Annotated in this window: 20 protein-coding genes; 11 read left to right on the forward strand and 9 right to left on the reverse strand. The window is 59.0% G+C overall.

Annotation, left to right across the window (positions count from 1 at the left end; genetic code table 11):
- Positions 1-5: 5 nt before the first annotated feature.
- Positions 6-869: a prephenate dehydratase gene (locus CFB10_RS07065; RefSeq protein WP_020011273.1), complete on the reverse strand. Its 864-nt coding sequence runs from the start codon at positions 867-869 to the stop codon at positions 6-8.
- Between the two features lie 11 nt (positions 870-880).
- Positions 881-1,636, reverse strand: coding sequence for a 3-deoxy-manno-octulosonate cytidylyltransferase (locus CFB10_RS07070; RefSeq protein WP_020011272.1), 756 nt, complete (start codon positions 1,634-1,636; stop codon positions 881-883).
- 149 nt (positions 1,637-1,785) lie between these two features.
- Here CFB10_RS07070 and CFB10_RS07075 point away from each other — a divergent pair, with 149 nt between their 5' ends.
- Positions 1,786-2,361 carry a cytochrome c family protein gene (locus CFB10_RS07075; protein WP_026363846.1) on the forward strand — a complete coding sequence of 192 codons (576 nt, stop codon included), beginning with the start codon at positions 1,786-1,788 and terminating at the stop codon, positions 2,359-2,361.
- A 96-nt stretch (positions 2,362-2,457) separates the two neighbouring features.
- On the opposite strand, the gene CFB10_RS07080 is transcribed toward CFB10_RS07075, so the two are convergent.
- The 3 genes from CFB10_RS07080 to CFB10_RS07090 all read right to left on the reverse strand — a co-directional run bounded on the left by CFB10_RS07080 (position 2,458) and on the right by CFB10_RS07090 (position 6,375).
- A complete protein-coding gene (locus tag CFB10_RS07080) occupies positions 2,458-3,186 on the reverse strand; it encodes a sugar transferase (RefSeq protein WP_020011270.1) in 729 nt (242 codons plus the stop codon).
- A 289-nt stretch (positions 3,187-3,475) separates the two neighbouring features.
- The gene (locus CFB10_RS07085; RefSeq protein ID WP_020011269.1) at positions 3,476-5,770 is read right to left on the reverse strand and encodes a transglycosylase domain-containing protein; all 2,295 of its coding nucleotides are present in this window, start codon (positions 5,768-5,770) and stop codon (positions 3,476-3,478) included.
- A 146-nt stretch (positions 5,771-5,916) separates the two neighbouring features.
- On the reverse strand, positions 5,917-6,375 hold the full coding sequence (locus CFB10_RS07090) for a YbaK/EbsC family protein (RefSeq protein ID WP_020011268.1): 459 nt from the start codon (positions 6,373-6,375) through the stop codon (positions 5,917-5,919).
- Positions 6,376-6,852: 477 nt separating this feature from the next.
- Here CFB10_RS07090 and CFB10_RS07100 point away from each other — a divergent pair, with 477 nt between their 5' ends.
- Positions 6,853-7,062: a cold-shock protein gene (locus CFB10_RS07100; RefSeq protein ID WP_003492998.1), complete on the forward strand. Its 210-nt coding sequence runs from the start codon at positions 6,853-6,855 to the stop codon at positions 7,060-7,062.
- A gap of 400 nt (positions 7,063-7,462) precedes the next feature.
- Here CFB10_RS07100 and CFB10_RS07105 read toward each other — a convergent pair whose 3' ends face one another.
- Entirely contained in the window at positions 7,463-8,854 is a 1,392-nt protein-coding gene (locus CFB10_RS07105; protein ID WP_020011266.1) for a dipeptidase, read from the reverse strand.
- A gap of 163 nt (positions 8,855-9,017) precedes the next feature.
- Positions 9,018-9,452 (reverse strand): MarR family winged helix-turn-helix transcriptional regulator, encoded by a 435-nt coding sequence (locus tag CFB10_RS07110; RefSeq protein ID WP_026363845.1) that lies wholly within the window; start codon positions 9,450-9,452, stop codon positions 9,018-9,020.
- A gap of 415 nt (positions 9,453-9,867) precedes the next feature.
- Here CFB10_RS07110 and polA point away from each other — a divergent pair, with 415 nt between their 5' ends.
- From polA to CFB10_RS07160, 9 genes are all read left to right on the forward strand, one after another.
- Positions 9,868-12,861 carry a DNA polymerase I gene (polA, locus tag CFB10_RS07115; RefSeq protein ID WP_020011264.1) on the forward strand — a complete coding sequence of 998 codons (2,994 nt, stop codon included), beginning with the start codon at positions 9,868-9,870 and terminating at the stop codon, positions 12,859-12,861.
- A 266-nt stretch (positions 12,862-13,127) separates the two neighbouring features.
- Positions 13,128-13,313 carry a 50S ribosomal protein L32 gene (rpmF, locus tag CFB10_RS07120; protein ID WP_003507205.1) on the forward strand — a complete coding sequence of 62 codons (186 nt, stop codon included), beginning with the start codon at positions 13,128-13,130 and terminating at the stop codon, positions 13,311-13,313.
- A 187-nt stretch (positions 13,314-13,500) separates the two neighbouring features.
- Positions 13,501-15,303, forward strand: a complete 1,803-nt coding sequence (locus CFB10_RS07125; RefSeq protein ID WP_020011263.1) for a sensor histidine kinase — start codon at positions 13,501-13,503, stop codon at positions 15,301-15,303.
- The gene (locus CFB10_RS07130) at positions 15,300-16,646 is read left to right on the forward strand and encodes a sigma-54 dependent transcriptional regulator (protein WP_026363843.1); all 1,347 of its coding nucleotides are present in this window, start codon (positions 15,300-15,302) and stop codon (positions 16,644-16,646) included. Before CFB10_RS07125 ends, CFB10_RS07130 begins: the two co-directional genes overlap by 4 nt.
- A 197-nt stretch (positions 16,647-16,843) precedes the next feature.
- Entirely contained in the window at positions 16,844-17,827 is a 984-nt protein-coding gene (locus CFB10_RS07140; protein WP_026363842.1) for a tripartite tricarboxylate transporter substrate-binding protein, read from the forward strand.
- A 99-nt stretch (positions 17,828-17,926) separates the two neighbouring features.
- The gene (locus tag CFB10_RS07145; RefSeq protein WP_026363841.1) at positions 17,927-18,388 is read left to right on the forward strand and encodes a tripartite tricarboxylate transporter TctB family protein; all 462 of its coding nucleotides are present in this window, start codon (positions 17,927-17,929) and stop codon (positions 18,386-18,388) included.
- Positions 18,389-18,397: 9 nt separating this feature from the next.
- The gene (locus tag CFB10_RS07150; protein WP_020011258.1) at positions 18,398-19,903 is read left to right on the forward strand and encodes a tripartite tricarboxylate transporter permease; all 1,506 of its coding nucleotides are present in this window, start codon (positions 18,398-18,400) and stop codon (positions 19,901-19,903) included.
- Positions 19,904-20,051: 148 nt separating this feature from the next.
- On the forward strand, positions 20,052-20,264 hold the full coding sequence (locus CFB10_RS07155) for a SlyX family protein (RefSeq protein WP_026363840.1): 213 nt from the start codon (positions 20,052-20,054) through the stop codon (positions 20,262-20,264).
- A gap of 13 nt (positions 20,265-20,277) precedes the next feature.
- Positions 20,278-20,829 (forward strand): DUF924 family protein, encoded by a 552-nt coding sequence (locus CFB10_RS07160; RefSeq protein ID WP_020011256.1) that lies wholly within the window; start codon positions 20,278-20,280, stop codon positions 20,827-20,829.
- Positions 20,830-20,895: 66 nt separating this feature from the next.
- Here the strand turns inward: CFB10_RS07160 and dnaJ are convergent, their stop codons facing one another.
- A complete protein-coding gene (gene dnaJ / locus CFB10_RS07165) occupies positions 20,896-22,032 on the reverse strand; it encodes a molecular chaperone DnaJ (RefSeq protein ID WP_004439156.1) in 1,137 nt (378 codons plus the stop codon).
- Between the two features lie 89 nt (positions 22,033-22,121).
- Positions 22,122-24,023 (reverse strand): molecular chaperone DnaK, encoded by a 1,902-nt coding sequence (gene dnaK / locus CFB10_RS07170; RefSeq protein WP_003507226.1) that lies wholly within the window; start codon positions 24,021-24,023, stop codon positions 22,122-22,124.
- Between the last annotated feature and the right edge of the window lie 37 nt (positions 24,024-24,060).

Raw genomic sequence — 24,060 nt, forward strand, 5'->3', positions numbered from 1 at the left:
CAGGCTCAGCTCTGGTTGAGCTTGCCGCGCATCGCATGGCCCTTGTAGACGCCGAGGATGCGGACTTTTTCCGAGAAGAAACGCAGTTCGTCCAGCGCATGCCGCACCGGCTCGTCATCGGGGTGGCCTTCAATATCGGCATAAAACTGCGTCGCCACGAATTTGCCGCCGAGCTGGTAGCTTTCGAGCTTCGTCATATTGATGCCGTTGGTCGCAAAACCGCCCATGGCCTTGTAAAGTGCTGCCGGAATGTTGCGGACGTTGAAAACGAAGGTCGTGACGACGATTTCATCGCTCGACTGGCGCCTGGCCCAGTTTTCATCTCGAGAAAGCACCACGAAGCGTGTGACGTTGTTTTCCGAATCCTCGACATTTTCAGCGAGAATATCGAGACCGTAGAGGTTGGCGGCAAGACGTGGCGCAAGGGCCGCCATGCTGCGGTCGCCCTTTTCGGAAACGAGCCTTGCGGAGCCTGCCGTATCGCCGGCGATGACGGGCTTCCAGCCGTTGGAACGGATGATCTTGCGGCATTGGCCAAGCGCGTGGATGTGGCTGTGGACGGTGCGAATCTCATCCTTCTTCACGCCGGGCATCACCATCAGCTGGAAGCGGATCGGCATGAAATATTCGCCGATGATGTGCAGGCGCGATTCCGGCAGCAGGTGATGAATATCCGCAACGCGGCCGGCCAGTGTGTTTTCAATAGGGATCATGCCGAGATCAGCTTCGCCGTTTTCAATGGCGTTGAAGGCATCCTCGAAGGTCGGGCAGGGCAAAGGCTCCATATCCGGGAACATGTCGCGGCAGGCCATGTCGGAATTCGCGCCGAATTCGCCCTGGAAGGCAATACGATTTGTGCTCAAGGTCATGGGACTGTCCGTTAGAGGGTTCTGCTTGCGAGAATTTTGCGGGCTTTTTCCAGATCGTGCGGCGTGTCGACGCCGAGCGGCACGGAACGGACGATTTCAGCGTCGATGCGCATCCCCGCTTCCAGGGCGCGCAGCTGTTCCAGCCGTTCACGTTTTTCAAGCGGCGAGGGCGGCAGGCTCACAAATGTCTCGAGCGCAGAGCGGCGATAGGTATAAAGCCCGATGTGATGATAAAGCGGGCCATCGCCATAAGGGGCGGTGGTACGGGTAAAATAAAGCGCGCGCAATCGCGTCTCGGAAAGCGGGCTGCCCACCACTTTCACCACGTTCGGATTGGTTTTTTCTTCCTCGTCGGTGATTTCCACCGTCAGCGTCGCGATATCGACGGCGGCATTTTCCAGCGGGCGCAGCGAAGCGCGGATCGTCTCCGCTTCAATGGTGGGAAGGTCGCCCTGGACGTTGATGACATATTCCGCCTTGCCATAGGGGTCGGCCTTCTGCAGCGCCTCGAAAATGCGGTCCGAGCCGGACTGGTGGTCGTCGCGGGTCATCATCACGTCGAAACCGGCATTTTTGACGGCCGAAAACACCTGTTCGTCATCAACGGCAACAACGATTCGTTCCGCACCGGCCTCGCGTGCCCGCAGCGCAACCTGCACGATCATCGGCTTGCCGCCGATGTCGGCGAGCGGCTTGCCTGGCAGGCGTGTGGATGCCATCCGCGCCGGTATGAGGACGACAGCTTTCTCGAATTCCCGATTCTTCATCCGACACCCTTCAAATCCCGCCCGAAAAGTGTCAAAACGTCACGGTGTGGGGAGCATTATTCAAGTTGCGCAGGCTGTGCAAAAGCCATAGCTTTCGAGCAATTTCAAGATGCCCGTTATATCAAGCGGATGCGAGGGAGCGCATATAGATGAATTCTTATGTAAATATGGGCGTTGGGGCGTTGCTTGGCACGGTTTTCGTCCTGATGTCGGTGTCGATTGCGTCTGAGGGCATTTTCCATGCGCCTGCGCCCGAAAAGGAAGGTTTCGCCATTGCCGCGGCAGAGAGCGGCGGCGAAGCGGGTGGCGGAGAAGCCGCTGCCGCGGCGACGCCGATCGCGCAATTGCTTGCGAATGCCGATGCCGCCAAGGGCGAAACAGTCTTCAAGAAGTGTACGAGCTGTCATACCGGAGAGAGTGGTGGTGCAAACAAGGTCGGCCCCAATCTCTTCGATGTCGTCAACCGGCCGATCGCCAGCCACGAAGGTTTCAGCTATTCCGCAGGGATGAAGGATTTCTCCAAGGGCGGTTCCGTGCATTGGGATTACGATCATCTCAGCTACTTCCTCGAATCCCCCAAGAAACACGTTCCCGGCACGGCCATGGGCTTTGCGGGCGTGAAGAAGGAAACGGAACGCGCCGATCTTATCGCTTATCTGCGCACGCTTTCGGCAAACCCGGCACCGCTTCCGGATCCGGCAGCGGCTCCCGCGCCGACAAACTGATTGTCATGATGATTTTATGATAAAAGCCCGGCATCGCTGCCGGGCTTTTAATTTTTGCAGCGGCCGATTGTGGCCGCGGGAATGGCGTCTGAAAAATCAGAAACCCTTGCCGCCGCGCAATTCGGAAATCACCGTTCCGACCATGATCCTGATATCCAGCCAGATCGAAAAATTGTCGACATAATAAAGATCGGAGACGATTCGGGCGCGCGCCTTGTCGCTACGGTCAGTCGGGCCGCGCAATCCCCGCATCTGGGCAAGGCCGGTAATGCCGGGCCGCACCCGGTGCCGCATATGATAGTGCGGCACCAGCTCCTCATAAAGACGGCCGGCCGCCAGCATGCCGATGGCATGGCAGCGGGGCCCGACCAGCGACATATCGCCTTTCAGCACATTCAGAAGCTGCGGCAGTTCATCGATATTCGTACGGCGAAGGATTGCGCCGATCCGGGTTATTCTGGGATCGTTCTTCACCGTCTGCGCCACACCGGTGGCATCACAAAGGTCGGTCCTCATGGAGCGGAATTTATAGACACGGATTTTCCGTCCATTCATACCCCAGCGGACCTGCGAAAACAGGACCGGCCCTTTGCTGTCGAGTTTGACCATCACTGCTACGGTGAGCAATACCGGCGCGAGCGCGACAAGGGCGATGGACGCCCCTGCAATATCCATCGTTCTTTTGAGCGCGAACTGGCCGCGCAAAAATGCGGAGACGGTTTTTTCCGAAGAGGAAGGTTGCGTTTCCGGCGATTCGAAAGTTGTGGCTGCGGAATAGGAGGCACCGTAAAAAACGGCATGCGATGAGCCTTTAGTACCCAGCATAATATAAAGCCCTGAAAAGTTATTTTGATAGAAGAAAATTAATTTATATGAACGATTAATAATTCATTTACCGTAAAAAGTCATGCGAAATGTAACCGCTCTGGCGCAAATGGCAATCTACGGTTAATGCGACTGCACGCGGATGTTGCAGGGCGAGCATCCTCCCCGCTCGGAGGTGCCGAAACGGCCTGTTTCCATGAAGCCAAATCCTGCGAAATCGGGAATTTAGCGTGACGATGACGTCATCGTCACCAGCCCTGCGACCAACGTCTGCCGGCCAGCTATGCCGTCAATTTCCCATCAGTATATCGAGCAGGGTCGTCTGCTTCGGTCCGGATGGCGCCTGACTGCCGATATCGGCGGGTGGTACAGGCCCGTTGCCGGCTGAATAGCCGGGCTCGATATCGCGGGAAGGGATATTTGCCGGCGGCATCGGCACACCCGGCTGATTCGGGTTCGGCGCAACGGGGGCCTGGGGATAGGCACGGGTATCCGCAGTACCGCCTCCAAGCGCATTGGAAATGATATCGCCGATGGAAGAGGGTGCGTTTTCCGGTGCCGGCTGCTGCATTTCCCCAAGCGGCGGCACGCCGCCTGCGCCAAGCCCGAAGAGCGGCGAGGGCGAAAGCCCCGAATGGGCGGCGGTCATGAAATCTTTCCAGGCCTTTGCGGGAAGCCCGCCGCCGGTGACCTTTTTCATCGATGTGCCGTCGTCATTGCCGAACCATACGCCGGTAGTCAGGTTGCTTGTATAGCCGACAAAAAGTGCATCGCGGAAGGACTGCGTCGTGCCGGATTTTCCTGCCGCCTGCCAGCCCTGCAGCCTTGCCGCCTTGCCGGTGCCTTCGGTGATGACGCGCGACAGCATGCTGTTCATGGTCGCGGCGATCTCTTCGCTCAGGACGCGCGGCGGATTGTCGTATTTGTTTTCGTAAAGCACCTTGCCGTCGGCGTCGGTGATGCGTTTGACGATATGCGGCGTCGCTTTGTAGCCGCCATTCATGAAAGGGGCGTAGGAGGCCGTCAGCTCCATCAGCGACACTTCCGAGGTGCCGAGCGCGATGGAGGCATTGTTCTGCAGCTCGGATTCGATACCCATGCGATGCGCCACCTGGGTCACACGATCGGGACCCACTTCCATCACCAGCTGCGCGGCAATTGTGTTCAGCGAATTGGCGAGCGCGGTGGCGAGTGTGACTTCACCGCGATATTTCTTCTCGTAATTTTCCGGGGTCCAGTTGCCGATACGAACAGGCCCGTCATTACGGATGGTGTAAGGCGTAAGCCCGGATTCGAGCGCGGCGACGTAAACGAAGGGCTTGAATGCGGAGCCGGGTTGCCGTTTTGCCTTTGCGGCGCGGTTGAACTGGCTTTCGGCATAATCAGCCCCGCCAACCACGGCGCGGATTGCACCCGTGCCATCAATGGAAACAAGGGCTGCCTGCGAAGCGCCCTGTTTCTTGCCGTCGCCCTGCAGCACGTGGGTCAGCGCCTTTTCGGCATCACGCTCGAGATTGGGATCGATCGTCGTGTCGACGACGATGTCCTGCTTCACCTCGCCAACCAGGTTGCGCACTTCCTCCAGCACCATGTCGGCGGCGTAATGTTCGGCACCCGACCAGAAACGTTTCGCCTTGGTTGGCGGCTGCGACATGGCGGTCTTGATTTCGTCGTCGGTAATGAAGCCGACATCGCGCATGGATTGCAGCACGACCTGCGCCCGCTCTTCCGCCGCCTGCGGATCGCGCGCCGGCGAAAGGCGCGAGGGCGCTTTGAGAAGCCCGGCCAGCATTGCCGCTTCGCCCAGATTGACGTCGCGCGCGGATTTGTTGAAGTAGCGCCGCGACGCCGCCTCGACGCCATAGGCGTTGGAGCCGAAATAGACGCGATTGAGATACATCGCGAGGATCTGGTCCTTGGTGAATTCATGCTCAAGCCAGAAGGACAACAGCACTTCCTGAACCTTGCGTTCCAGCGTGCGATCCGGCGAGAGGAAGAGGTTCTTCGCGAGCTGCTGCGTCAGCGTCGAGCCGCCCTGCACTGTTCGCCCCGTCAGGACATTCGTTAGGATAGCACGTCCGAGACCCAGCGGGTCGACGCCGAAATGCGAATAGAACCGCCGGTCCTCGATCGCCATCACAGCCTGCGGAATATAGGGCGACATATCTTCCAGCGCGAGCGCCTCGCCGCCGGTGGTGCCACGATTGGCAAGCACGCTGCCATTCACCGAAACGATCTTCACATTCGGTGGGCGTTCGGGAATGGACCAGCTGCTGGCACTTGGCATGCGCGCGCCATAATAAAGGACAAGACCGGCAACGCCGATGCCGCCCCAGATGCCGAGTACGATACACCAATAGACAAGGGAACGGAGGAAGCCTGTCGCGCCACGGCCTGAACTGCGGGTGCGCTTTTCTTTTTTGCCGGATTTGGTGCGGCTGGATGCCGGCTTCGGTTTTCTGGCTTGCTGCTTTGTGGTTCCGCTGATGCGCTCGCTGACGTCAAGGCGCAGGTCATCACCGGACTCGTGGAAATCCCCGAAGGAGGGTTCTACCCGTTCGCGTGATTTACCCTTGCCTGCCATCCAGCCGAAGTCACTCCTATTCACGAAACCGCGCGCATCCCGTTCGGATTTCAGGCTTCTATGCCTGCGCGATCCTTAATCCAGGATGAAGAGTTTAAATGCGGCAATTTAAGGCGGGGTTAAGTCCCGGCCGGATCAAATCGGCGTCATTGGCAGACGTCGACCCATTCCGCTCCCGTCAATTTGGCCATCACCTCCGGCGAAATCTTCACCGCCGCATTGGTGGCGCCCGCCGCGGGAACCACCTCATGGTAGTTTTTCAGCGATACGTCGCAAAACACCGGAAGCGGGGAGGGCAGGCCGAAAGGGCAAACGCCGCCGATGGGATGGCTTGTCACCGCAACCACCTCCTCCGGTCCGAGCATGCGCGGCTTTGCACCGAAATGATCGCGGAATTTGCGGTTGTCGAGCCGTTTCGTGCCGGCGGCGACGACGAGAAGAATGGTTTCACCCGCCTTCAGGCAAATGGTTTTCGCAATCTGGTCGGGGTCGACGCCATGCGCTTCGGCGGCCAGCGCAACCGTCGCCGAACTCGTTTCCGTTTCGATCACGGCAACCTCGGGCGACTTTTCGGTGAAAAAGGCTCTGACGGATTCGATAGACATGCGTATTTATTAGGCGTTACGCGGAGAAGCTTCAAGTCACCCTGAAACAGCTATGCATTTTGCGCAATGCTGCGCTGCGATGAAACGTCTGTTTTTTGAGCTGATATCCTGTATCTTCAAATCATCGAAGCGACGCACTCCTCCTCCCAGCGTCGCCCGATTGGACTGACAATACTCCTCCTCCCAATTGTCAGTCAGTTTCAAGAACCCGGCGCACCTCCTCCCGCGCCGGGTTTTTGCCGTTTAAGGCTGTGTTTCCAGCGGGTTTGGCTGACCGGCGGCTGACAAAGATCGCCGCATTTTTCAAAGAAACTTGACTTTTCGCCCCTGCCAACCTAGGTGTTCGCCCATCGATATTTGTTTGACGACCAGAGCTTCGGCGCCTTTTTTGGTGCACACGACGATCTTTCCTTCAAATTCGACCCAAGTCCGCACTGCTTGCAGTGCAAATACAATTGCCAACGGAAGGAAATCGTTATGGCGACTGGTACAGTAAAGTGGTTCAACGCAACCAAGGGCTACGGCTTCATTCAGCCTGACGACGGTTCGCAGGACGTATTCGTTCACATCTCTGCTGTTGAGCGCGCTGGTCTGACCGCCCTCAATGACGGCCAGAAGCTCTCCTACGAGCTGATGCAGGATCGTCGCTCGGGCAAGATGTCTGCAGGCAACCTCGTTGCTGCCTGATAAGCGCTTTGACCCGAAAGGGTCGTTCGTATGAATGGAAAGGCCGGATTTTTCCGGCCTTTTTCTTTTGCGGGAAGGGGCTGGACCGGCCGCCCTTGAAAAAGCCGGACCGCATACCAATATAGGGTTCAACAGTGCTCCGGACCGGAACTGCCGGGAATGGCGCTTTTACATGTGCCGCTGCTGTTGTGTTAACCAAAGATTAACCAAAGCAGCCGATCCTGAGCCGGAAAGCAGCGTCGATATCTTTGACGCGCTCTGGAGTATCAGACCGTTTGAACGCTTTGACCACGGATGTACTGGCATTGACGAAAAACGGATGGAAAGGTCGGGCTCGCCCGGCCTTTTTGTTTTATGTACCGAGGAGGTGCCGCGTATTCGGCGCCTCCTCTTTTTTGGGTTATTTCGTCGCGAGTGCGTCGAGAATGCGGACCCAGGAGCGGATGCCCTTGTGGAAGGACTGCAGGTCGTATTTTTCATTCGGCGAATGAATGCGGTCATCGGTAAGTCCGAAGCCCACAAGCAGCGAATCCATTCCCAGCATCTTCTGGAAATCGCCGACGATCGGGATCGAGCCTCCCATGCCGATGACGACGGCGGGTTTCGGCCACTCTTCCGAAAGCGCGTTTTTGGCTTTGGTCAGCACGGGTGAATCGTAGGACAGCTGGATGGCGGGTGAACCGCCATGTTCGTGGAACTCCACGGAGCAGTCGGTAGGAATCTTAGAGCGCACATAGGCTCGGAAGCTTTCGCGAATGGCCGCAGGGTCCTGCTCGCCGACGAGGCGGAAAGACACCTTGGCGGAAGCTTTCGCGGCGATCACGGTCTTGAAACCATCGCCGGTATAGCCGCCGATAATGCCGTTGACTTCCGCCGTCGGCCGCGCCCAGGTCTGCTCCAGCACGGAGCGTCCCTTTTCTCCCGAGGGAACCGAAAGGCCGACTTCGCCGAGAAAGGCTTCGGCCGTGCGGCCGAGCGTTTCCCAGGAGGCCTTGATGTTGGCTGGGGTTTCTTCCACGCCGTCATAAAAACCTGAAAGAGTTACCCGGCCGGTCTCGTCATGCAGGCCGGCGAGAATATCGGTGAGGATGTGGATGGGGTTTGCCGCCGCACCACCGAACAGACCGGAGTGCAGATCGCGGTCGGCTGCCGTGATGACGATCTCTTCGCCGACCAGACCGCGAAGGGCTGCCGCAATGGCGGGCGTATCCTGGTCCCACATGCCGGTATCGCAGACCAGCGCATAATCGGCCTTCAGTTCTTCCGCATTGGCTTCGAGGAATGGCTTCAGCGACGGCGAGCCGGATTCCTCTTCGCCTTCAAAAAGAATGGTGACGCGCACCGGCAGGCCGCCATTCACTGCCTTATAGGCGCGGCAGGCTTCGACGAAGGTCATCAGCTGGCCCTTGTCGTCTGCCGTACCACGTCCCGTGATCACCTGGCGGCCGGCGCCGATATCCTTGACGGCGGGTTCGAACGGATCGTTTTCCCACAGCTCGAGCGGATCGACCGGCTGTACGTCATAGTGACCGTAGAAAAGCACATGCGGCGCGTCCTTGGCGGCAGCATCATGATGCGCCACCACCATGGGATGGCCGGCCGTATCGCGCACGGAGGCCGTAAAGCCGAGCTCTGAAAGCGTTCTGACCAGCCACTCCGCCGCCTTTCGGCATTCCGCCTTATAGGCGGGGTCCGTCGAAATCGACGGAATACGTACGAGCTCGAACAGTCGCCCGAGGCTGGAGGTGAGATTGTCGTCGGCGGTGGAAAGAATGGGGGATACGTCTGTCATCGCTGATCCTGTCATGTCTGTCGTAACCCGGTGATAAGACGAAACATCCGGGCGTCGCGCATCGCGGGAAACAAGGGGCCGGCGCGTCGTGAATCGGCAGACGTGCGGCCGCCGGAACATAGAGCAGTTCAGGGAAAGTGCGAAGCGGTTTCGGCTGTAAATGCTATTTCGCTTTTTTGGCGCTTTCGATCGCCCGGCGCATATATTCCAGCAGAAGCTGTCTCTCGAAACGCCGGAAATCCTTGAGCAGCGCATCTTCGGTCGTTTCGGAAGCTGCAATGGCATTGGCTTCCAGATCCCTGCCGCGCTGGGTCAGCTCGATGATCTGGGCACGGCGGTCGCTTGGATGGGATTTGCGAATGATCAGCCCGTCGCGTTCCATGCGCGAGAGCGTATTGGCGAGCGTCGCCTGTTCGACATCGATTCTATCGAGCAATTGTCGCTGCGTCAGGCCGTCCTCATGCCAGAGTTCGATAAGGATGGGGAATTGTCCGGGCGAGAACCCCAGGGCTGCGGCTCTTTTCTGCAGCGCCATGGTGAATTCCCGCGCCATTTTTGAGGCGAGATAGATCGCCGATTCATCCCGGGAAAAAACCATTTCTCCGCCCATAAAGCATCACGGCCGGCTCAGCCCGGCAATTCGATAGCGCGATATATATCGCATGATATGTTTAGGCCAGCCCGAAACAGCGCATAAAATAAAACCGCCATGGCCGGGAGGGGTCGGCCATGGCGGTCATATTGGAGGACAAAGGCCCGGAGAGGGGGAAAGGCCTTTGTCCGGTCTGACGCGGCGGGGGACGAGCCAGCTATCAGACTACGGCGTGATCAGGCGCCGTCCCTTATGAAATGTGTCTGCAAATGCGGCTTTTCAAGGGAAGGGCGGATTACAAATCGGTAACGTTCAGGTGAATTTTGCAGGCCTGTGCTGGAGCCCCATTCCCCGCTCTTTACGGTGCGTTGTGCGAAGTTTCGGTAGACGTCAAAACGGCCCCGCGCTATCCATGCTACCCATGAAAAAAGGCGATCATCTCTTCCTCGTTGACGGTTCCGGTTTCATTTTCCGGGCCTTCCATGCAATCCCGCCGCTGAACCGCAAGTCGGACGGGCTGCCGGTCAACGCCGTTTCCGGCTTCTGCAACATGTTGTGGAAGCTCTTGAGGGATGCGCGCAATACCGATGTCGGCGTGACGCCTACTCATTTCGCGGTGATTTTCGACTATTCATCGAAGACCTTCCGCAACGAGCTTTATGATCTCTACAAGGCCAACCGTACCGCTCCGCCCGAAGATTTGGTGCCGCAATTCGGCCTGATCCGTGAAGCGACGCGGGCCTTCAACCTTCCCTGCATCGAGACGGAAGGCTTCGAGGCGGATGACATCATCGCCACCTATGCCCGGCAGGCCGAGGCGATCGGCGCTGACGTTACCATCATCTCCTCCGATAAGGATCTGATGCAGCTCGTCACGGCCAATGTACATATGTACGACGCCATGAAGGACAAGCAGATCGGCATTCCTGATGTCATCGAGAAGTGGGGCGTAGGTCCCGAAAAGATGATCGACCTGCAGGCGATGACCGGCGATTCCACCGACAATGTGCCCGGCATTCCCGGCATCGGCCCGAAGACGGCGGCGCAATTACTGGAAGAATATGGCGATCTCGATACCCTCCTGACCCGTGCTGGCGAAATCAAGCAGCAGAAGCGCCGGGAAAACATCATCGCCAATGCGGAACTTGCCCGCCTTTCCAGGCAGCTTGTGGCGCTCAGGACCGATGTGCCGCTGGATCAGTCTCTCGAAGCGCTTGTGCTTGAACCGCAGAATGGCCCGAAACTGATCGCTTTCCTGAAGGCGATGGAGTTCACGACGCTGACACGCCGGGTTGCCGAGGCGACCGAAACCGACGCTTCTGCCATCGACCCGGCCAATGTGCCGGTGCAATGGGGTGCCGATGCCCACGGTCCCGATCTTGATGCGCCTGCCGTTGAGGCTGGGGAAGTGGTCACCAATACCGCTGGCGCCGCGGCTTCGCCCGCCGCTCCGGCAAGAAAAGTAACGGGGGAGGGCAGCGCGCCCGCCGATCTGGCCACGGCGCGACAGGCGCTTTTTTCCGCCGCCAAGATCGATACGACCGCCTATCTGACGATCAGGGATCTTCCGACGCTTGATCGCTGGATCGCGGCGGCCCGGGAGACGGGCGTCGTCGCCTTCGATACGGAAACGACCTCGCTCGATCCGATGCAGGCCGAGCTTGTCGGTTTTTCGCTGGCCATTGCCGATAATGGCAAGGACGCCACGGGCGCCGATATCCGCGCCGCTTATGTTCCTTTGACGCACAAGACCGGCTCCGGCGGCGATCTCTTCAGCGATGGTATCAGAATGGCGGAGGGGCAGGTGCCCTTTGCCGAGGCGCTGGAGCGTCTGAAGGACCTGCTCGAAGATGAAGCTGTCCTGAAAGTCGCCCAGAACCTCAAATATGATTATCTGCTGATGAAACGCCACGGCGTCGTCATGCAGAGCTTCGACGACACGATGCTGATTTCCTATGTTCTCGAGGCCGGCAAGGCCACGCATGGCATGGATTCGCTGTCCGAACGCTGGCTTGGCCACACGCCGATCGCCTATAAGGACGTGGCGGGATCGGGCAAGTCGAGCGTCACCTTCGATTTTGTCGATATCGACAAGGCGACAGCCTACGCGGCGGAAGACGCGGATGTCACCTTAAGGCTATGGATGGCGCTGAAGCCGAGGCTTGTGTCGGAACGGCTGACCAAGGTCTATGAGCGGCTGGAGCGCCCCCTCGTGCCGGTTCTGGCGCATATGGAAGAGCGCGGCATCACCATCGACCGGCAGATTCTCTCGCGCCTTTCCGGCGAGCTCGCGCAGAAGGCTGCGTCCTTCGAAGAGGAAATCTACGAGCTGGCAGGCGAGCGTTTCAATATCGGATCGCCAAAGCAGCTCGGCGATATCCTTTTTGGCAAGATGGGCCTGCCGGGTGGTTCCAAGACCAAGACCGGTCAATGGTCGACATCGGCGCAGGTTCTGGAAGATCTCGCGGCGGAAGGTATCGAGCTGCCGCGCAAGATCGTCGACTGGCGGCAGCTGACGAAGCTGAAATCGACCTATACGGACGCACTTCCGGGATATATCCATCCCGAGACAAAGCGGGTGCATACGTCCTATGCGCTCGCCTCCACCACCACGGGACGCCTGTCCTCCTCGGAACCGAACCTTCAGAACATTCCGGTCCGCACGGCGGAAGGGCGCAAGATCCGCACGGCCTTCATCTCCACGCCGGGTCGCAAGCTTCTGTCGGCCGACTACAGCCAGATCGAACTGCGCGTGCTGGCGCATGTCGCCGACATTCCGCAGCTTCGCAACGCTTTCGAAAACGGCATCGACATTCATGCGATGACGGCATCGGAAATGTTCGGCGTTCCTGTCGAAGGCATGCCGTCGGAAGTGCGCCGCCGCGCCAAGGCCATCAACTTCGGCATCATCTACGGCATTTCCGCTTTTGGCCTCGCCAACCAACTCAGCATCGCCCGCTCCGAAGCAGGCGACTATATCAAGAAATATTTCGAGCGTTTTCCCGGCATTCGCGACTACATGGAGGCGACCAAGGCCTTCGCCCGCGAAAACGGTTATGTCGAAACGATTTTCGGCCGCCGCGCGCATTATCCGGAAATTCGCTCATCCAACCCTTCGGTAAAAGCATTCAACGAGCGCGCGGCCATCAACGCGCCGATCCAGGGCTCGGCTGCCGATATCATCCGCCGTGCCATGGTCCGCATCGAGCCGGCGCTGGAGGCGGAAAAACTCTCCGCCCGCATGCTGTTGCAGGTGCATGACGAACTCATCTTCGAAGTCGAGGAAGCGGAAATCGAAAAGACCTTGCCGGTCGTCGTCTCTGTCATGGAAAACGCGGCCATGCCGGCGATTTCCATGAAGGTGCCGCTAAAAGTGGATGCACGCGCGGCCGACAATTGGGATGAGGCGCACTGACCCGCGAACTGGCTTTCTGTGAATTCATGGACATGAACCACTTCAAGGAGCGCGTCGTTTTCGATAAGATATGAGCCATGATTTGCGATGCATGACGATCGCTTGTTGCGCTTATTCCGCTGAATCGGAAAAAATGCGCGTCAGGGCTGGTCAAAGCCCGTTTGGGCATGTATAAGCGCGCCAAATTTCCGATATCGAGACATCCGACATTCGGCCTTTGGTTCTGGCCGGTTCCGTTGTTTCGCCGCTTAAGTGGAGTAACAAAAATGGCTGTACCAAAAAGAAAAACAAGCCCGTCCAAGCGTGGCATGCGCCGCTCGGCTGACGGTCTCAAGTCTGCGACCTACGTTGAAGACAAGAACTCCGGCGAACTGCGCCGTCCGCACCATATCGATCTGAAGACCGGTATGTATCGCGGTCGTCAGGTTCTGACGCCGAAGGAAAGCGCATAAGCTTTTCTGAAATCATCTTTGCGAAAAACCGGTCCTTTGTGGCCGGTTTTTTGTTTTTGGAACTGTCTGGCTGCCTTTTCCGCTCACTTGGAAAATTCGGCCGCTCCCCCTACACTCTTTCAGGGAGAGCAGGTTTGATGCCTGCAACAGGAGGGGAGCTTCGGTGAAATATCGCTGGATTTTATTGATGCTTCTCAGCCTCGGTCTCGGTTATGGCGCCGTAACGAGAGGCGGCGCCATCATTGCGGAAAGCTATTTCGGCGAAATGTCCGAGCAGGGCCGCACGACCCTCCGGTTGGCCGTCTCCGCTCTCGGCGGGCTTTTGAACCGTTACGAACCGCTGCCCGCTTTGATCGCCGATCACGACGACATTGAGGAACTGGTCGCACATCCCAAGGATGCCGAGCTGCGCCAGCGCGCCAATGTTTACCTCAAGTCCATCAACACCCTGCTGGAATCCTCCGATATCTACATCATCACGCTGGACGGCGAGACCATCGCCGCCAGCAACTATGATGGTCCGACGAGTTTCGTTGGCGAGAATTTCAGCTACCGTCCCTATTTTCAGGATGCCGCCAAGGGCTTGCAGTCGCGGTTCTTCGCGCTTGGCACCACCTCCCACAAGCGTGGCTATTATTTTTCCGCGCCCATCCTCTTCAATGAGGAAATCAAGGGCGTCATTGTCTTCAAGGTCGATATTGAAGGCATCGAGGCCTCATTCGGCGATGGTGAGAACCGAATTCTTGTCTCGGACCCTGAGGGCATCATCTTCATGACCGGAACGCCGCAATGGCTTTATTCCGGTCTGATGCCGCTGACGCCAGAACGGCTGGCGCGAACGGAGACTTCCCGGCGGTACGCCAATGCCACCCTCAAGGAACTGCCGCTGAAAAACGGCAATTTCGGTTCGCATCAGCTGATGACGATCGCCCAGGACGACGGTGAGAGGGAATATATGGTCCTGTCACAGCCCATGCCCGATGCCGGCTGGACGGTCAGCGTGCTGATGGATACAGGTTCGCTCAGGACACAGGTCAAGACCGCGATGATCGCGATAATCCTGTGCCTGTGTCTGGCCGCCGCCGTGATTGCGGCCATGCTGCAAAGAAGGCGGCGTCTGCGCGAACGGCTGATCCATCAGGCCGAGGCGCAGGCGGAACTGGAACGCCGGGTGGAGGAGCGCACGGCTGATCTGGCGCGGGTGAACCAGGAGATCGAGCACGAAATCGCCGAGCGCCGCCAGACGGAAAAACAGCTGCGCAGGATGCAGAACGATCTGGTGCAGGCGGGCAAGCTTGCAGCCCTCGGGCAGATGTCGGCGGCGCTGTCGCATGAGTTTAACCAGCCGCTCGCCGCAGCCAAGAATTATGCCGAAAATGCTTCGCTTCTCGTGGAACGCGGGCGGCTGGAGGAGGTGACGGAAAACCTCAGGCGTATTTCGGGTCTTATCGACCGCATGGCGTCGATCAGCAAGCATCTCAGGAATTTCGCGCGCAAGCCCAACGAAAAAATGGCGGCGGTGGGTCTGGAAGCGGTGCTTCGGGATACGCTCGAAATTGTCGGTGCGCGGTTGAAGGCCGCCGATGCGGTGCTGGATGTTGATCTCGGGCCGGTACAGCTTGCGGTGAAAGCCGGCCCGGTGCGATTGCAGCAGGTGCTCGTCAACATCATCTCCAACGCGGCTGATGCCGTGGAAGGGCGCGAGGATCGCCATATTGCGCTGCAAGCCGTCCAGCATGGCCAGATGGTATCGATTTTTATCCGCGACCGTGGTCCCGGCGTGCCGGCGGCGATTTCGGAGCGCATTTTTGATCCCTTCTTCACCACCAAGGGCGTGGGACGCGGCCTCGGCCTCGGCCTGTCCATCTCCTACAACATCATCAAGGATTTTGGCGGCCAGCTGCGGGTGAGAAACCATGAAGAGGGTGGGGCGGAGTTCGAGATCGAATTGCCAGCCGCCGTCTGGCGCGTGGAGGCGGCTGCGGAATGACCATGTCGCGGGTATTGTTGATTGATGACGAGGAGGAGCTGCGCTTTTCCACCGCGCAGGCGCTGGAGCTTTCCGGCTTTGCCGTCACCATGCTGGCGAGTGCCGAGCATGCGCTCGAACTCATCGGTTACAGCTTTGATGGCGTCGTGGTCAGCGATATCAGGATGCCCGGCATGGATGGTATGACGCTGCTGCAGAAGGTGCGCGAGCTCGATCCGGAAATACCTGTCATCCTGATGACGGGCCATGGTGATGTGCAGCTTGCGGTCAACGCCATGCGCAACGGCGCCTATGATTTCATCGAAAAGCCGTTCACGCCGCAGTATCTCGCCGGCATCATCAAAAGGGCGAATGACCGGCGGGCGCTGGTGCTGGAAAACCGCCGCCTGAAGGCGGTGGCGGGCAAGCACGACGATCTCGAAACACGTCTGCCCGGCAGAACCCAGATCATGGTCGATCTGCGATACCGCATCCGCGCGATTGGCGCGACGGACGCCGATACGCTGATCGTCGGCGATACGGGCGCGGGCAAGGAGGTCGTGGCGCGCGCGCTTCATGATATCAGTGCCAGAAGCAACCGGCCCTTCGTTGCGATCAATTGCGCCGCCCTTCCGCAGACGTTGATCGAAAGCGAATTGTTCGGTCATGAGGCGGGTGCGTTTCCCGGCGCGCTTCGCCCGCGCTACGGCAAGTTCGAACATGCCCGCGGCGGCACGATCCTGCTTGACGAGATCGGCTCCATGCCCTTCGAATTGCAGGGCCGGTTTCTGCGTGTCCTGCAGGAACGGGTGATTACCCGTCTGGGCTCGAATGAAACGGTCGAACTCGATGTTCGCTTCATCGCCACAAGCAAGGTGGATCTGGAACAGGAAGTCGCGGCTGGCCGGTTCCGTGCCGATCTTCTTTATCGGCTCAACGTGGCTACACTTCTCGTGCCATCTCTTTCGCAGCGCAGTGCCGATATACCGCTCCTCTTCCTGCATCTCGTGCGGGAAGCTGCTGCGCGCTACGGGCGGGAAGACATGGAGGTGCCGCAAAATCTGCTCTCGTCCATCTCCCTTCGTGAGTGGCCGGGCAACGTGCGTGAATTGCGCAATGCCGCGGACCGTTTCGTTCTCGGCCTGGAAAGCGATGTTTCCGAAGGGTCGTTGCCGTTTCAGGCTGACGGAAAAGCGGCTCTTGCTGCAAGGGTCGCGGCTTATGAAAAAAGCCTGATCGCACATGCAATTGCCGCTCACGGCGGAAATCTGAAATCCGTCTATGAGGCGCTCGGCATTTCGCGCAAAACGCTCTATGAAAAAATGCAGAAATACGGGCTGCATCGCCATATGACCGAGGTGTGATGGGTGGATTTCCACCCATGAATAGGTGCCTATGGGTCGAAATCCACCCATTGCCTCCCGCGATAGCGATAAAAGCGCATCCCGCTGCAAGACCGCCATTGCTGAACGGCAATGCCGGATCGCAAATATGCCACCCCGGTCGCCATGGAGGAGCATGCGCGGCTGAAGTGGCGAACATTTTCATCCGGGAGGAATCGATGAAAATACTGAAGACAGTTACCGGCTTTGCTGCCGCCGCTGCCGTTTCCCTTTTTGCGCTGTCCGCATCCGCTCAGAACTATCCAGAGCGCAACATCACAATGGTCGTGCCCTTTGCCGCCGGCGGCCCAACGGATACGGTCGCGCGTCTCGTTGCTGAATCCATGTCGAAGGATCTCGGCCAGCAGATCATCGTCGAAAATGTCGGCGGCGCAGGCGGCACGCTGGGTGCTGGTCGTGTGGCATCGGCCGATCCGGACGGTTACACGGTCCTTCTCCATCATATCGGCATGGCCACCAGCGCCACGCTCTACCGCAAGCTTGCCTATGACACGCTGAACGCCTTCGAATATGTCGGCCTGGTCACCGAAGTGCCGATGACCATTCTGTCGCGCAAGAACCTTGAGACGAATGATCTGAAGGGTCTGATCGAATACGCCAAGGCGAACAAGGACAAGGTCACTGTCGCCAATGCCGGCATCGGCGCTGCCTCGCATCTGTGCGGCATGCTGTTCATGAGCGCCATCGAGACGCCGCTGGTCACCGTTCCCTACAAGGGTACCGGACCGGCCATGACCGATCTGCTCGGCGGCCAGGTCGACATCATGTGCGACCAGACCACCAACACCACCAAGCAGATTCAGGGCGGAACCGTGAAGGCCTATGCCGTAACCACGGCCAAGCGGTTGGACGTGCTGCCTGACGTGCCGACGGTCGTCGAGGCGGGCCTGCCGAAGCTTGAGGTTGGCATCTGGCACGGCATCTATACGCCCAAGGGCACGCCGGCTGAAATCAACGAAAAGCTCTCCAAGTCGCTGCAGGTCGCGCTGAAGGACAAGAATGTCGCGGCTCGTTTTGCCGAACTGGGCACCACGCCCTCCTCGGAGAGCGATGCGACGCCAGCGGCGCTGAAGGCCAAGCTCGAAAGCGAAATCGCCCGCTGGAAGCCGGTGATCGAAGCTGCCGGCCAATATGCCGACTGATGAACGCGGAAGGGCCGGCGGCATCGCGCCGCCGGTCGACCGTGATCATTTTAACAGGCGGACCGGTGTGATGCCGGCCGCGGTGGAGGGGCATCTTTCATGAAGTCGTTATTTAATGACCCTGCCGAGGCAGTCTGCGGGGCAATTTTCATGGGACTTGGCGTCTTTTTCGCCTTGCAGTCCTATGGGCTGGAGATCGGAACCGCCTTTCGCATGGGGCCGGGCTATTTCCCGCTCGTTCTGGCAATCATTCTCATTCTGCTCGGTGGCATCATATTCCTGCGCTCAGCCCGCCCGGCCGCGGAAGGGATCGGAGCGATCGCCTGGCGTGGCATATTCTTCATCCTGCCCGCGCCGATCTTCTTCGGCTTCACCGTTCGGGGTCTTGGTTTCGTGCCGGCGCTGTTTTTCAGCGCACTCATCGCCTCATTCGCCTCGCACAAGATGAGCCCGCTTATGGCGATTGTTCTTTCCGCAGCCATCACGGCCTTTTCCGTCGCTGTTTTCAATTACGGTCTCGGCCTGCCGTTCCAGCGCTTCGGCCCCTGGCTTAAATTTTGAGGTGCTGCGATGGATTTGCTCGATAATCTTGCTCTCGGTTTCGTCACGGCCTCATCGCTGGCAAACCTGTTCTTCTGCCTGATCGGCGTGCTGCTCGGCACCCTGATCGGTGTGTTGCCCGGCATCGGCGCGACGGCGACCATTGCCATGCTGCTGCCCATCACCTTTCAGCTCGAGCCCGTCTCGTCGCTGATCATGCTCGCCGGCATTTATTATGGCGCGCAATATGGCGGTTCCACCACGGCCATCCTGATCAACATGCCCGGGGAATCCTCCTCTGCCGTCACCGCCATCGATGGGTATCAGATGGCGCGCAAGGGCAAGGCAGGGGCTGCTCTCGCCATTGCCGCCATCGGTTCGTTCTTTGCCGGCACGGTTTCCACCTTCCTCGTGGCGATCTTTGCGCCGCCGCTCACCGCGATTGCGCTGGAGTTTGGTGCGGCGGAATATTTCTCGCTGATGGTCGTAGGCCTCGTTTCGTCCATCGCCCTTGCCCATGGCTCCATCGTCAAGGCGCTGGCTATGGTCGTACTCGGTCTGCTGCTCGGTCTGGTCGGCACGGATATCTATAGCGGCACGCCGCGTTTCACCCTTGGTATCCGCGAATATGCCGATGGTCTGAACTTCGTCGCCGTGGCTGTTGGTGTCTTCGGTATCGCCGAAATCCTGCGCAACCTCGAAAACGAGCGCACCCGTTCAGTACTGATCGCCAAGGTCAGCGGGCTGATGCCCACACGGGAGGATTTCCGGAAAATGGTCGGCCCGGTACTACGCGGCACGGCCATCGGTTCCGCGCTCGGCATCCTGCCGGGCGGCGGCGCCATCCTCGCGGCCTTTGCGTCCTACACGGTGGAAAAACGCGTCTCCAAGAACCCGGAAGAATTCGGGCATGGCGCGGTGGCCGGTGTGGCCGGTCCGGAATCGGCCAATAATGCCGGCGCCCAGACCTCCTTCATCCCGCTGCTCACTCTCGGCATCCCCGCCAATCCGGTGATGGCGCTGATGATTGGGGCGATGATCATCCAGGGGATCGTGCCGGGTCCAAACGTTGCAGTCGAGCAGCCGGCGCTGTTCTGGGGCATCATTGCCTCCATGTGGATCGGCAACCTGATGCTCGTCGTCCTGAATCTGCCGCTGATCGGGCTGTGGGTTAAGCTGCTGACGGTGCCCTATTACGTGCTGTTCCCCATCATCATGGCCTTCTGCGCCATCGGGGTATACAGCGTCAACTCCAACGTCTTCGATCTCTATGCCGTCGCCTTCTTCGGCTTCATCGGCTACGTGCTGGTGAAACTGCGCTGCGAGCCGGCGCCGCTGCTCCTCGGTTTCGTGCTCGGCCCGCTGCTGGAGGAAAACCTGCGTCGCGCGATGATCCTGTCCCGGGGTGATCCGACCACCTTCGTCACCCGGCCGATCAGCGCCACACTGCTTTTCATCGCTTTGGCCGTGCTGATCGTCGTCTTCCTGCCAAGCGTGAAGAAGAAACGCGAAGAGGTTTTCGTAGAAGAAGACTAGGCAATATCAAACTTCTGGACGCCGGCGATGGAAACATCGCCGGCTTTTTCCGTTTCCGGATCACTATGACGAATTCGCTTCGCGAAAGCGACATATGGTTGACTCGCAAGCTTTTAGGCCCAAGGAAGGGCTGGAAAGAGAGGTCGATATGACGTCGGAAACCGAAAAACGGATCATCGCGCTCGAGGAGACGGTCGCGCATCAGGCGAAGGTGATAGAGGAACTGTCCGACCAGTTGGCGGAACAGTGGAAGGTGGTGGAGCAGACCCGTGCCAAGCTCGACCGATTGACGGAGAGGTTCCTGACCCTTGAGGAACAATCGCTGGACGCGCCTGCGATCACCCGGCCGCCGCATTATTGACAGGGAAGAGCAGATGAAAAACGACACAGCCGCGCTTGCCGCCGATATCGTCGATTTCTGGAAGAAGGCCGGGCCGGACAAGTGGTTCGACAAGGATGCCGCCTTCGACAGTCATTTCCACGACCGTTTCCGTGATGCGCATTTTGCGGCCGCGAGACGCGAGCTGGACGACTGGCTGGACGGCGCGGAAAGCAGCCTTGCGCTGATGCTTCTGCTGGATCAGTTTCCACGCAACTGCTTTCGCGGCACTGCCCACATGTACGCCACCGACCCGCTGGCGCGGCTCTTTGCCGATGAGGCCATCCGACGCGGGCATGATCAGGCGGTGGGCGAGGACTTACGCGTCTTCTTCTATCTGCCCTTTTCCCATGCGGAGGATATCGCCGCCCAGCGGCGTGCATGCGACCTGAACCAGCCGCTCGGCGGGCTTTATCTTCATCATGCCGAAGAGCATCGCGATATCGTTGAACGTTTCGGCCGTTTTCCGCATCGCAACGACATATTGCTGCGGGAAACGACATCAGAAGAACGGCAATATCTGGAAGAAGGCGGCTTTTCCGGCTGAGCCCAAACGCAAACGCCGCCAGTCTCAAGGGATGGCGGCGTCCTAAAAGCTTGGGACCGGCGGAAATCAGCCGTCGAAGAATTCCTTCATCCGGGCAAAGAAGCCCGTCGATTCCGGATTGTTCTCCTTCGAGGAGAGCTGCTCGAACTCCTGCAACAGCTCGCGCTGACGCTTGCTGAGTTTCTGCGGCGTCTCGATCTGAATCTGGATATAGAGATCGCCTGTCTGCGCCGAACGCAGCACCGGCATGCCCTTACCCTTCAGACGGAACTGCTTGCCCGGCTGGGTGCCCTCGGGAACCGTGACACGTGACTTGGTGCCATCGAGTGTCGTGACATCGAAGGTGCCGCCAAGCGCCGCCGTCGTCATGGAGATCGGTACGGTGCAATAAAGATCGGCGCCGTCGCGCTGGAAGAACTCATGCGGACGCACGGACAGGAAGATATAGAGATCGCCCGCCGGACCGCCGCGCATGCCGGCCTCGCCTTCGCCCTGCAGGCGAATGCGGGTGCCGTCTTCGATACCCGAGGGAATGTTGACCGAGAGCGAGCGCTCTTCCGTTACGCGGCCCTGGCCGTGGCACTTGCCGCAAGGATCGGAGATCGTCTGACCGCGGCCATGGCAGGTGGGGCAGGTGCGTTCCACCGAGAAAAAGCCTTGCGCCGCGCGCACGCGGCCGGAACCCTGACAGGTGGCACAGGTCTTCGGCTGTGTGCCGGGTTTGGCACCCGAGCCCGAACAGACGTCACAGGTGATCGAGGTCGGAACCCTGATCTGCGCCGTCTTGCCGGTGAAGGCCTCTTCCAGCGTGATTTCCATGTTGTAGCGAAGGTCGGCCCCGCGCTCGCGCCCGCCGGAGGAGCGGCGCGCACGGCCGCCACCCATCATCTCGCCGAAGATGTCCTCGAAAATATCGGAGAAGCCGCCATTGGCGAAACCGCCGCCACCAAAGCCGCCCCCGCCGCCCATGCCGCCATTTTCAAATGCGGCGTGGCCGAAACGGTCATAGGCCGCGCGCTTCTGCGGGTCTTTCAGCGTTTCGTAGGCTTCGTTGATTTCTTTGAATTTCCGTTCGGAATCGGCATCATCAGGATTCTTGTCCGGATGGTACTTCATCGCGAGTTTGCGGAAGGCGCTTTTCAGCTCTTTTTCGTCCGCGGTCTTGCTGACGCCGAGTGTTTCGTAAAAGTCTGCTTTCGCCATTAAGTTAACAAGCCCCGCAAATGGATTTCCGGCTGCACTCGGCAGCCGGATGTCTTGCATATGTTGTCAGGAGACGGGAAGCCGCGCGATTAAGCGGACTTCTTGTCGTCCTTGATTTCTTCATAGTCGGCATCAACGACGTCATCCTTGCCGCCTTCAGAAGCATCACCGGCCTCGGCCTGCTGTGCTTCGTAGATGGCCTGACCGAGCTTCATGGAAACTTCCATGAGGGTCTGGGTCTTCGCCTGAATGTCGTCTGCGTCAGGCTCGGCGGCTTCGACAGCGGTCTTCAGGGCGGCTATGGCGTCTTCGATTGCCTTACGATCGGTCTCGGAAACCTTGTCACCATATTCCTTCACCGACTTCTCGGTGGAGTGAATGAGGCTTTCGGCCTGGTTCTTGGCTTCGACACCTGCACGACGCTTCTTGTCGGCTTCCGCATTGGCTTCGGCGTCCTTGACCATCTTTTCGATGTCGGCATCGGAAAGACCGCCGGAGGCCTGGATACGGATCTGCTGTTCCTTGCCTGTGCCCTTGTCTTTCGCCGAGACCTGCACGATGCCGTTGGCGTCGATATCGAAGGTGACTTCGATCTGCGGAACACCGCGCGGCGACGGCGGCAGGCCGACGAGGTCGAACTGGCCGAGCAGCTTGTTGTCCTGGGCCATTTCGCGCTCACCCTGCGAAACGCGGATGGTCACGGCCGACTGGTTGTCTTCGGCGGTCGAGAAGGTCTGGCTCTTCTTGGTCGGGATCGTCGTGTTGCGATCGATCAGACGGGTGAAGACGCCACCCAGCGTTTCGATGCCGAGCGACAGCGGGGTCACGTCGAGCAGCAGAACGTCCTTGACGTCGCCCTGCAGAACGCCAGCCTGGATAGCGGCGCCCATGGCAACCACTTCGTCAGGGTTCACGCCCTTGTGCGGCTCCTTGCCGAACAGCTGCTTGACGACTTCCTGCACCTTCGGCATGCGGCTCATGCCACCGACGAGAACGACTTCATCGATCTCGGAAGCGGAAACGCCGGCATCCTTCAGCGCTGCCTTGCAAGGCGCGACGGTGCGCTGGACGAGATCATCGACCAGGCTTTCGAACTTGGCGCGGGTCAGCTTCAGCGTCAGGTGCTTCGGACCGGAAGCGTCAGCCGTGATGAACGGCAGGTTGATTTCGGTCTGCTGCGAGGACGAGAGTTCGATCTTTGCCTTTTCGGCAGCTTCCTTGAGGCGCTGCAGGGCAAGCTTGTCGTTCTTCAGGTCGATGCCCTGATCCTTCTTGAACTCGCCGGCCAGATATTCGACGAGACGCATGTCGAAGTCTTCACCGCCAAGGAAGGTATCACCATTGGTGGACTTCACTTCGAAAACGCCGTCGCCGATTTCCAGAACGGAAATATCGAAGGTGCCGCCGCCAAGGTCGTAAACGGCGATGGTCTTGCCGTCCTTCTTGTCGAGGCCGTAGGCGAGCGCTGCCGCGGTCGGCTCGTTGATGATGCGCAGGACGTCCAGACCGGCAATGCGGCCGGCATCCTTGGTAGCCTGGCGCTGGGCGTCGTTGAAATAGGCCGGAACGGTGATGACGGCCTTTTCGACCTTTTCACCGAGATAGGATTCAGCCGTTTCCTTCATCTTCTGAAGGATCATCGCGGAAATCTGCGACGGGGAATAATTCTTGTCCTGAGCCTTCACCCATGCATCGCCATTGTCGCCCTTGACGATTTCAAAGGGAACGAGGGCCTTGTCCTTTTCGACAGTCGGGTCTTCGTAACGACGACCGATAAGGCGCTTCACCGCAAACAGGGTGTTGGTCGGGTTGGTGACCGCCTGGCGCTTGGCCGGCTGGCCGACAAGGCGTTCGCCATCGTCGGAAAATGCCACCATGGACGGCGTGGTGCGCGCGCCTTCCGCATTTTCAATTACTTTCGTGTCCTTGCCGTCCATCACTGCGACGCAGGAATTGGTCGTGCCAAGGTCGATACCGATTACTTTTGCCATGCTCTTCTCTCCTTGAAGCGAGCCGTCGGAACCCCGT

The sequence above is a fragment of the Agrobacterium sp. 719_389 genome, assembly GCF_900188475.1.
GTDB classification, from domain to species: domain Bacteria; phylum Pseudomonadota; class Alphaproteobacteria; order Rhizobiales; family Rhizobiaceae; genus Agrobacterium; species Agrobacterium radiobacter.